The organism is Actinacidiphila bryophytorum (genome assembly GCF_016916835.1).
Lineage (GTDB): Bacteria > Actinomycetota > Actinomycetes > Streptomycetales > Streptomycetaceae > Actinacidiphila > Actinacidiphila bryophytorum.
In genome coordinates this window covers 1-10,100 of sequence record NZ_JAFFIX010000029.1, presented here as the reverse complement: position 1 = coordinate 10,100, position 10,100 = coordinate 1, and the positions used below count along the sequence as shown (strand labels likewise).

Below are 10,100 nucleotides of genomic sequence, written 5' to 3'. Positions count from 1 at the left end.
ACGACCGGCAGCACAAGGACGAGAGAGGCATCAGATGACCGAACGCCATGACGTCGCCATCCTGGGGGCCGGCATCGCCGGCTCGATCCTGGCGTCGGTGCTCGCGCGCAACGGGGCCAAGGTGCTTCTGCTGGACGCCGGCAGCCACCCGCGGTTCGCGATCGGCGAGTCCACCATCCCCTACACCTCCGTCCTGCTGAAGGTCGTGGCCGCCCGCTACGGCGTGCCCGAGATCGCGCACCTGTCCAGCTTCAGTTCGGTGCGCAAGAACGTCACCGGCGCGTGCGGGGTCAAGCGCAACTTCGGCTTCGTCTACCAGCGCGAGGGCCAGGCCCAACGACCCGACGAGGTCAACCAGTTCGTCATCCCGAAGATGCTGCACACGGAGAACCACTTCTTCCGGCAGGACATCGACGCCTACATGACGTACACCGCCGTCCGCTACGGCGCGGTCCTGCGGCAGAACACCCGCGTCGAGGAGATCGACATCGACGGCTCCGGGGTCACCCTGAACGCCGCCGGCGGCCAGAAGTTCCTCGCCCGCTACGTCGTGGACGCCAGCGGCCACCGCTCCCCGGTCGCCGAGCGGTTCGGGCTGCGCGAGACCCCCACCCGCTTCCGCCACCACTCCCGCTCGCTGTTCACGCACATGGTGAACGTCACCCCCTACGACGAGGTGATGCGCAACCCTGAGGCGTACGGCAACCCCAGCCCCTGGCACCAGGGCACCCTGCACCACGTCTTCGACGGCGGCTGGCTGTGGGTCATCCCCTTCGACAACACCAAGGACGGCACCAACCCGCTGGTAAGCGTGGGGCTCACGCTGGACCCGCGGCGCCACCCGCGCCCGGACGGCCCGCCGCAGCAGGAGTTCGACGACTTCCTGCGCCGGTTCCCCGACATCGCCCCGCAGTTCCGCAACGCCCGCCCGGTACGCGAGTGGGTGTCCACCGGGCGGCTGCAGTACTCGGCGACCGGGACGGTCGGCGACCGGTACTGCGTCACCGCGCACGCCGCGGGGTTCATCGACGCGCTCTACTCGCGCGGCATGACCAACACCCTGGAGGTCGTCAACGTGCTCGCGCACCGGCTGCTGGACGCCATCCGCGACGACGACTTCTCCCGCGAACGCTTCGCCCTGGTCGAGCAGTTGGAGCAGCGCCTGCTGGACGCCAACGACGACCTGGTGCACAGCTCGTTCACCGCCTTCCGCGACTACGACCTGTGGAACGCGGTCTTCCGGGTCTGGGCGATCTCCACCGTGCTCGGCACCTTCGGCCTGCAGACCGCGTACGACCGGCTGCGGCGCTCCGGCGACGTGCAGCCGCTGCTGGAACTGGAGAACGCCAAGTACCTCGGCTCGCCGTTCCCGACGCACGACGCGACCAACGAGCTGCTGCGCGCCTCCACCGCCCTCAGCGACCAGGTCGAGGACGGCACCTTGGACCCGCAGGAGGCGTCCCGGCGCATCTTCGGCCTGCTCGGGGAGGCCGACTTCCTGCCGCCGCCGCTGCAACTGGCCCGCCCGGAGAACCACTTCTTCCACGCGACCCCGCCGCGCATGGCCCGCACCGCGGCCTGGGCCAGGACCAAGGCGCCCGCGCACATCGCCGGCACGATCACGGGCGCGATGAGCTCCTTCGCCCGCGAGCACGTGCCCGGCCGCGGCTGACCCGCAGGTGCGCGCGGCCGCGGCCGCCGCGCGGCAGCACCCGACCGGCACACCGAACCGTGCCCGATCCGAGCAGGTGATGGGGAAGATGACCAGCCAACCCGACAACCACGGAGACCGCGCGGCGCACGACGCGGACGTGACGATCCTCGGCACCGGAATCACCGGCACCTTGCTGGCCACCGCGCTCGCCCGAGGCGGCCTGGCGGTGCAACTGCTCGGCGAGGACCAGGTGCCGCGCGTCGTCGGGGGCGAGGCGACCCTGCCGTGCACCTCGTTCCTCTACGAGCTGATCGCCACCCGCTTCGGGCTTCCGGAGGCGGCCCTGCTCGCCGACGCGGGCCGGGTGCGCACGGAGGTCTCGCACAGCTCCGGCGTCCACCGCACCTGGGGCTTCGCCCACCACGAGCCCGGCCAGGAGCACCGGGCCGGCCGCAGCCTCCAGTTCAACGTCCCCTCCGAGCACGGCGAGAGCCACTTCCACCGGCCCGACCTGGACGCCTGGCTGCTGGCCAGGGCCGTGCAGCGCGGCGTGCGGGTGCGGCAGCACACCCGGGTGGAGAAGGCGGTCGTCGAGGACGGCTGCGTGCGGCTCTCCCTGAAGTCCGGGCAGGAGCTGCGCACCGGCATGGTGGTCGACACCGAGGGCCCCGACTCGGCGGTGGCCCGCGCCATCGGCGCCGAGCGGGTGAGCGTCCAGGCGACCCGCAGCTACGGCTTCCACGCCGTCGGCGTGCGGCCCTACGAGCGGCTGGCGCCGCCGCGGCCCGGCTCCCACCCGTGGTCGCACGGCGTCCTCACCCACGTCTTCGACGGCGGCTGGCTGCAGGTCGGCCACTTCCGCAACGGCGACGGCACCCCGCCGCCGAACGTGCCGGCGGTCGTCACCCTGTCCCTCGACCCCGGCCGCCATCCCGCGGCGGCCGGGCACCGCACCGAGGAACTGTGGCGGGAGGTGCTGCGGCACGCCGAGCGCCACCCGGCGATGGCCGCCCAGCTTGCCGGCGCCCATCCGACCGCCTCGTGGAGCGACGAGGCGACGCACTGGCGGGCCTCGCGCACCGCGGGCGAGCGGATGCTGCTGCTCGACCGGGCCGCGCTCGGCGGCGACCCGCTGCTCGGCCGCGACCTGTACGCCTCCGCCCAACTGGTCCTGGTGGCCGCCGGGGACGTGCTGGCCGCCGCCCGCGACGGCGACTTCTCCGCGGGCCGCTTCCGCTACCTGGAGCGGCTCCAGCACGGTATGGCCGACCGGCACGACGCCCTGGTGGGCGCCGCGCTCACGGCCAGCGGCTCGTTCGAGCTGTGGAGCGCGCTGGCGCGGGTGTGGCTGCTGGGCACGATGTTCGACGCGCTGTCCCTCAAGCGCAGCTCCAAGGAACTGGCCGCGGGCGCTTCGGAGTCCGCGCTGGCCGGGCTGCGCGCCGACCCGGCGCTCGGCGCCTGCCACTACACGGTCCCGGAGTACAACGAGCTGCTGGACCTCACCCTCGCGCTGTGCCGGGGCGTGGCCGAGGGTGAGACCGGACCTCGGCAGGCCGCCGACCGCATCATGCTGCGGCTGCGGCAGGACCGGATCGTCCCGCCGATCTACGGATTCGGCGACCCGGACGACCTGGAGTACGTGCTGAGCCTTCGGGGCCGGCTGCGCACCCTGCGCTGGGTGCGCGGCGAGGCGCAGCCCTCGGTGCAGCGCCTGGTGCGCCCCTACGGGCTGCGCGGCGGCGGCAAGGACCTCGGCCATGGCGAGTGACCCCGGTGCGCGAACCCTGCTCCCGCCGCCCCTCGCCCAGGCCCGGAACGGCCGGACCCTGAACGCCCCGTCGCCGGACGGCCCCGGTGCGAACGCCCAGGACCCGGCGGGCGGCGGCGAGTTCGCCGACGGCGGTACCGAACCGCCCTTCGGCGGCGAGGCGATGAGCCCCGACCCTGCTGCCATGCGCCGGGTGTGCGGCCACTTCGCGACCGGCGTCACCGTCGTCACCGCCGTCGCCGACGAGGGCTGGATCGGCGCGACGGTGAACTCCTTCACCTCCGTCTCCCTCGACCCTCCCTGGGTGCTGTTCTGCCTGCGGCACGACTCGCGGCTGCTGACCGCGATCCGTGCCGGCGGGCAGTTCGCGGTGAGCATCCTCGCCGCGGGACAGAGCGGTGTGGCCATGGACTTCGCCGGGAAGGGACTGCCGTCCTTCGACGGTCTGGACTGCCTGACCGGCGCCACCGGCGCGCCCGTGCTGCGCGGCAGCGTCGGCTACCTGGAGTGCAGGCTCGCCGAGGAGTACCCCGGCGGCGACCACCGGATCGTCGTCGGCGCCGTGACCGCCCTGGGCGTCCTCGGCGAGCGCGCCGCGGCCGACCGCGACGACCCCCTCACCTTCTACCGCGGGCGGCTCGCCCGGCTCGACAAGGAGTGCGAACGATGACCGCCGAGCTCACCGAGCGCGTCACCCACGGGGTGTACACGCTCATCGACGCCCTCGCCGCCCGCGGTGAGAAGCAGCCGAACGACACCGCCTACGTCTTCCTGCGCGACGGCGAACATCCCGAACCGCCCCTCACCTACGGGGCGCTGGCGGACGCGGCCGCCTCCCGCGCCGCCGCGTTCGTCGCCTTCGGGCTCGCCGGACGCCCCGCCCTGCTGCTCTACCCCTCGGGCCTGGAGTTCGTGAGGACCCTGCTCGGCTGCATGCGGGCCGGCGTGGTCGCCGCGCCCCTGCAGGTGCCCACCCGGGCCCGCTCGCTGGACCGGGTGCGGCGCGTCGCCCGGGACGCCGGCACCCGCACCGTGCTGACCACCGCCGCCGTGCGCGCCGACCTGCTGGAGCGCTTCGGCGACGGCCCCGAGCTCGCCGGCCTGGACCTGGTCGCCACCGACACCCTGCCGGTGGCCTCGGGCATCGACACCGCGATGCTGCCGCCGCCGCCGGAACAGGACGCCCCGGCACTGCTGCAGTACACCTCGGGATCCACCGGCGACCCCAAGGGCGTCGTCGTCTCCCACGCCAACTTCCTCCACAACGCGGTGGAAACCCAGGAGACGTGGCCGTGCGGCTCCGACGGGGTCGTGGTCTCCTGGCTGCCGCTCTTCCACGACATGGGCATGCTCTTCGGGGTGGTGCTGCCGCTGCTCGCCGGGGTGCCCGCCCACCTGATGGCGCCCGAGGCGTTCATCCGCCGCCCGGCGCGCTGGCTGGAGGCGATCTCGCGGTTCCGCGGCACCCACGCCGCCGCGCCCAGCTTCGCCTACGAACTGTGCGTGAAGGCCGCGGACGCCGGGGCGGTGCCCGAAGGGCTCGACCTGTCCTGCTGGCGGGTGGCGGCCAACGGTGCCGAGCCGGTGCGCTGGCGCGCCATCGAGGCGTTCACCGCCGCCTTCGCCCCGCACGGCTTCGACGCGCGCGCGATGTGCCCCGGCTTCGGCCTGGCCGAGAACACCCTGAAGGCCACCGGCGATTGCTGTGACAAGCCGCCGACCGTCCTGTGGCTGTCCGACGATGCCCGGCGCGACGGCCGGGTCACGCCCCGGCCCGCCGGAACTCCCGGCGCCAGCCCGCTGGTGGGCTGCGGCAGGCCGGTCGGCGAGACCCGGGTGCTGATCGTGGACCCGGACAGCCTGGTGCCGGCCGGCGAGGACACGGTCGGGGAGATCTGGGTGAGCGGCCCCTGCGTGGCCGGCGGCTACCACGGCCGGCCCGAGCTGACCGAGCAGGTCTTCCGCGCCCGCCCCGCCGCCCGCCCCGCCGACAGCCGCACCTACCTGCGCACCGGCGACCTCGGCTTCCTGCACGACGGCGAGCTGTTCGTCAACGGCAGGCTCAAGGACGTCATCGTGCGCACCGGCCGCAACTACTACCCGCAGGACATCGAACTGTCCGCCGAATCCAGCGCGCCGGGGCTGCACCCCAACTGCGCCGCCGCCTTCTCCGTCGACGACGGCTCCACCGAGCGCCTGGTCGTGGTGGTCGAGGTGGACGGGCGCACCGCCCGCGCGGTCGAGCCGGAGCTGCTGCGCCGGCTGGTGCGCGACACGGTGTGGGACAACCACCGGCTGGAGACCGCCGAGGTGCTGCTGGTGCGGCGCGGCAGCCTGCCCAAGACCACCAGCGGCAAGGTGCAGCGCCGCGCCGCCCGCGGCCTGTACGAGGACGGCACGCTCGCGGCGGCGGCCGTCGGCGCCCGCTGATCCGCCGCTCTTCCCGCCGCCCGCGTACCCAGGGAGGTACCCCGCCCGTGTCGGACACACCCGCAGCCCCCCGCCCGACCCCGCAGGAACGGTCAGGCACCGCTGCCCGGCTGGCCGAACTGGAGCGCCGCCGCGAGCAGTTGCGCGCGGCGGCCGAGGACTCGCCGAGCGTCCGCAAGCAGCACGAGAAGGGCAAGCTGACCGCCCGCGAGCGCATCGAGGCGCTGGTCGACCCGGACAGCTTCGTCGAGCTGGACGCGATGGCCCGGCACCGCAGCCACGACTTCGGCATGGAGCGCCAGCGCCCCCTCGGCGACGGTGTGGTGACCGGCCACGCCACCATCGACGGGCGCCGGGTGTGCCTGTTCGCCCAGGACTTCACCGTCTTCGGCGGCGCGCTGGGCGAGGTCTACGGCGAGAAGATCATCAAGGTCATGGACCTGGCGCTGCGCACCGGCTGCCCGGTCATCGGCATCAACGACTCCGGCGGCGCCCGCATCCAGGAGGGCGTCGTCGCGCTCGCCTACTACGCCGAGCTGGTCAGGCGCCAGGTCCAGGGCTCCGGGGTGATCCCGCAGATCTCGCTGATGACCGGGCCCTGCGCCGGCGGCGCCGTCTACGCGCCGGCCATCACCGACTTCGTGGTGATGGTCGACGGCATCTCCCACATGTTCGTCACCGGCCCCGAGGTTCTGCACGCCGTCACCGGCCAGCGCATCGACCGCGAGGAACTCGGCGGCGCCACCGTGCACAGCACCGTCTCCGGCAACGCCCACTACCTGGCCCGCGACGAGAAGGACGCCTTCGAGTACGTCCGGCTGCTCCTCGGCCACCTGCCGAGCAACAACATGTCCGAGGTGCCGGTGGACACGTACGCCCCCACGGTGGACCTCGACGGCTTCAGCGCGGCGGACCTGGCACTCGACACCCTCGTCCCCGACGAGCAGAACCGTCCCTACGACATGCACCAGGTGCTGATGGCCGTCCTCGACGACGGTGAACTCCTCGAAGTGCAGCCGCTGTTCGCCCGCAATGTGATCTGCGGCTTCGGCCGGGTCGAAGGCCGCAGCGTCGGCGTGGTCGCCAACCAGCCGCTGGTCATGGCCGGCGCGCTCGACATCGACGCCAGCGAGAAGGCCGCCCGCTTCATCCGCACCTGCGACGCCTTCCACGTCCCCGTCCTGTCCTTCGTGGACGTCCCCGGGTTCCTGCCCGGCCTGGACCAGGAGCGCGGCGGCATCATCCGCCGGGGCGCGAAACTCATCTACGCCTACGCCGAGGCCACCGTCCCCACCGTCACCGTGGTCACCCGCAAGGCGTACGGCGGCGGTTACGGCGTGATGGGCTCCAAGCACCTGGGCATCGACGTCAACCTCGCCTGGCCCACGGCCGAGATCGCCGTGATGGGCGGGCAGAGCGCGGTCACGGTGCTGCACCGCAAGGCCGTCGAGCAGGCGGACGACCCCGAGGCGACACGCGAGCGGCTGCGCGCCGAGTACGAGGAGGCGCTGTGCAACCCCTACCGGGCAGCCGAGCGGGGCTACGTGGACGTGGTGATCATGCCGCGGGAGACCCGCCGCCAGGTGGCACTGGCGCTGCGCGCCCTGGCCGACAAGCGGATCACCCGGCTGCCCCGCAAGCACGGGAACATCCCGCTGTGAGCGCCGCACGCGAAGCCGCCGGTGCGCGGTGGACGGCGACACCCGAGCGGGCGCGCCGAGCGGGCGGAGAGACGAACGGAGAGCTGCCTCGCGGCGTGGACGTGCGCGTGGTGCGCGGCGCGCCGGCCGCCGAGGAGCTCGCGGCCGTGCTGGTGGTCTGGGCAGGGCTGACCGCGGCCGCAGAGCGCGAGGTGGTGGCCGCTCGCGGCGGCGGGCGGGAGGCTGCCGCCCACCCGCCCGTCCGGCCCTTCGTGATGACCGGTGTCCCCGCCCCCGGCGCGGGCGCCTGGCGCCGCAGCGCCTGGACGTCCTGAACGGGGGACGTCCAAGCGAACACCTCCCCTGTCTCGGCGGTGCGCGCCCCGTTCCGATGCGCCGAACCTGCGACCGCGCCGAGGGGGATGGGGCAGGATGTCGAGGTGATCACCGGGGGCACGGCGAACGGTTCGGGCAGGGCACGGCTGCGGGGGCTGCTCGCGGCGTCGACCTCGGCCGCGGGGGTGGAGAACGTGCTCGCGCTCGCCTACGGCGGTGCGCGGGTCGCGACGATCCTGCAGATGATCCCCTCGCTGCCCCGGGGTATGAAGGTCAGTCAGGAACCGCGCCTGTACCTGGTTCTGTGGCTGCTGGCCGCGGCCAACGCGGTCGGCGTCGTGACCTTCGCCCTGGTCCGCAGGCGCGGGCTGTCGCCGGTCGGCGTCGTGGTGGACGTGGCGCTGTGCGTCGCCTTCCTGCTGCTCGGCACGCTCGCGGTGCCGGTGCCCGACCGCATCGGGTCCTGGGTCGGCTGGGCACCCGGCTACGCCTTGGCCGTGGTGGTGAGCCTGGCGGGACTGCCCGCGGGCGCCTGGTGCGCCGCGGTCGGAGCCGTCAGCGCTGCGTACGTGTACTTCGTCGCCGGCGCTGTCACTGCAGCGAATCGCTCGACGATCGCCGGCAACACCCTGACGTTGATCGTTCTCGGCGCGGTCGCCCAGGTCGTCGTCCGCTACATCCGCCACGTCGCCGCCGCCGCCGACCGTGCTCACGCCCGGGTCGCCGAGCTCGCTCGGCGCGAGGAGGAACAGCGCGCCCGGCTGACCATGCACAATGCCACGACGATCATGCATCTGCTCATCGACCCCGCCCTGCCTCCCGACACACGTGACCAGTTGCGCGAGCAGGCCGCTGTCGAGGTCCGGCGGATGCGCGCTTACCTCAGCCGCGGCTCTGACACCCGCAGCCCGAGCGCACCCGGTGACCGGCACCCGGCAGGACCGGCGGAGGTCGCGCTGCGCGAAGTCCTCGAAGCGGGGATGTCCGGGTTCGCCGATCTCGGCCTGGAGCCGGCCGTCGACCTCGCGGACGGTGTGATGGTGGGCGCGAACGCCGGCGAGGCGGTCCGGGACGCGGTCGCCGGAGTGCTGCACAATGTCCGCCGCCACGCCCGCGCCACAATGGTCATCGTCCACGCCGACGCCGAGGAGGACCGCGGCCGCTGGATCGTCACCATCCGCGATGACGGCGTCGGTTTCGACACCGCCACCACCCCCCGCGGGACCGGACTTGCCCAGCAGGTCGTCGCTGAACTGCGACGCCACCGCCTGACCGCGACGATCAGCTCAACCCCCGGCCTGGGCACCCAGGTCACCATCGAAGGGAAACTCGCCCGGTGACCGGCCCGCTCACCGCGATCCTCATCGAGGACGCCACCGCGATCCGGTTCGGCCTGCCCACCCTCCTGCCGGACATCACCTTCGCCGCCGCCTACGCCCGCGCCGAGGACGCCCTGCACGCCTGCCCGCCGGCCGACGTCGCCGTCCTCGACCTCCACCTGGCCAACAGCGGCCAGCAGGACGCCACCCAGGGCGTCGCCGCGGTCGCCGACCTGGTCGCCGCGGGCTACCGCGTCTGCCTCTACACCCAGGAGGAACGCCGGTTCGTGCTCGCCGCCTGCATGGCCGCCGGTGCGCGCGGCCTCATCCGCAAGTCCGCGCCCCTGCCCGAGGTCGGCAAAGCCATCATCCAGGTCGCCGAGGGCGACGTCGTCATCCCGCAGAGCCTGATCGCCCTCACCGAACTCCTGGTCCGCAAGGGCTCACTCACCATCCTGTCGCCGCGCCAGCGCCAGGTCCTGGCGGGCAGGGCACGCGGCCAGACCTACACCGAGATGAGCCGCAGCATGCACCTGTCGGAATCGACGCTCCGCGGCTACTGGCGCGACCTGACCACCATCACCGCCGACCACTTCCAGCACACCGCGCCGGCGGACATCGAACGCACCCTCGGCCTGGCACCCGGCGACCTCATGGACTTCTGGCCCACGCACAGGCCCGACCCGCCCACGTGACCGGGCCGCCCGTACGACCGCCCGGGCGCAGGAGCCGTCGTCGGGCGGCCGGCAGCCCAGGCCGCGGCTGGAGCCGGGCGAGCAGACCGCCGTCGTCCCGGGCACGGACCCGGCCGCGCTGATCGTTCCCATCCTCGCCGGCTGGTCCACGGCGCCGCCGGCGGCGCCAGGTCCCTCGCGGTGCAACTCGCCCGCGAGGCGGGGGCACGCGTAATCGCCACCGGCCGCGCCCGCGACCGGGACACCGCCCTCGGC

Annotated in this window: 8 protein-coding genes and 1 pseudogene; all 9 read left to right on the top strand. The window is 73.7% G+C overall.

Features of this window, described 5'->3' with window-relative positions:
- Nucleotides 1-34: 34 nt before the first annotated feature.
- Complete coding sequence (locus tag JT723_RS30330) at nt 35-1,672, top strand: NAD(P)/FAD-dependent oxidoreductase (RefSeq protein WP_205048056.1); 1,638 nt, start codon at nt 35-37, stop codon at nt 1,670-1,672.
- Nucleotides 1,673-1,760: 88 nt separating this feature from the next.
- Nucleotides 1,761-3,425, top strand: a complete 1,665-nt coding sequence (locus JT723_RS30325; RefSeq protein ID WP_205048055.1) for an NAD(P)/FAD-dependent oxidoreductase — start codon at nt 1,761-1,763, stop codon at nt 3,423-3,425.
- Complete coding sequence (locus JT723_RS30320; protein WP_240166419.1) at nt 3,415-4,095, top strand: flavin reductase family protein; 681 nt, start codon at nt 3,415-3,417, stop codon at nt 4,093-4,095. Before JT723_RS30325 ends, JT723_RS30320 begins: the two co-directional genes overlap by 11 nt.
- Nucleotides 4,092-5,855, top strand: coding sequence for a fatty acyl-AMP ligase (locus tag JT723_RS30315; protein WP_205048054.1), 1,764 nt, complete (start codon nt 4,092-4,094; stop codon nt 5,853-5,855). The genes JT723_RS30320 and JT723_RS30315 overlap by 4 nt, the downstream gene beginning before the upstream one ends.
- Nucleotides 5,856-5,902: 47 nt before the next feature.
- Nucleotides 5,903-7,516 (top strand): acyl-CoA carboxylase subunit beta, encoded by a 1,614-nt coding sequence (locus tag JT723_RS30310; protein WP_205048053.1) that lies wholly within the window; start codon nt 5,903-5,905, stop codon nt 7,514-7,516.
- Nucleotides 7,513-7,830, top strand: a complete 318-nt coding sequence (locus JT723_RS30305; RefSeq protein ID WP_205048052.1) for a hypothetical protein — start codon at nt 7,513-7,515, stop codon at nt 7,828-7,830. The genes JT723_RS30310 and JT723_RS30305 overlap by 4 nt, the downstream gene beginning before the upstream one ends.
- 105 nt (nt 7,831-7,935) lie before the next feature.
- Nucleotides 7,936-9,171 (top strand): ATP-binding protein, encoded by a 1,236-nt coding sequence (locus tag JT723_RS30300; protein WP_205048051.1) that lies wholly within the window; start codon nt 7,936-7,938, stop codon nt 9,169-9,171.
- Nucleotides 9,168-9,845, top strand: coding sequence for a LuxR C-terminal-related transcriptional regulator (locus JT723_RS36300; protein WP_205048050.1), 678 nt, complete (start codon nt 9,168-9,170; stop codon nt 9,843-9,845). The genes JT723_RS30300 and JT723_RS36300 overlap by 4 nt, the downstream gene beginning before the upstream one ends.
- A 141-nt stretch (nt 9,846-9,986) precedes the next feature.
- Nucleotides 9,987-10,100: pseudogene (locus JT723_RS35550) on the top strand (NADP-dependent oxidoreductase); the annotation flags it as partial.